General features: G+C 72.5%; 1 protein-coding gene. It reads left to right on the top strand.

Going from position 1 to position 265, the window contains the following annotated elements:
• Window positions 1-265 (top strand): oligoribonuclease (orn, locus tag ACKX14_RS16015; protein ID WP_422449399.1); only part of this gene is annotated, 265 nt, incomplete at both ends.

Below are 265 nucleotides of genomic sequence, written 5' to 3'. Positions count from 1 at the left end.
ACGTCGTCGCCGAGGGCCCGGACCTCGTGATCCACCAGCCCGACGAGGTGCTCGAGGCGATGGACGAGTGGTGCACCCGCCAGCACGGCAACAGCGGGCTGACGGCGGCGGTGAAGGCGTCGACGGTGACGCTCGCCGAGGCCGAGGCGCAGGTGCTCGAGCTGGTCCGCCGCCACTGCCCGCCCGGCAAGTCGCCGCTGTGCGGCAACTCGATCGGCCACGACCGCCGGTTCTTGATCCGCTACATGCCGCAGCTCGCGGGCCA

Origin of the sequence: Thermorhabdus hydrogeniformans, from assembly GCF_049310025.1 — a bacterium.
Lineage (GTDB): Bacteria > Bacillota > Thermosediminibacteria > Thermosediminibacterales > Tepidanaerobacteraceae > JBJYKD01.
This window is presented reverse-complemented; position numbering and strand designations above follow the sequence as displayed.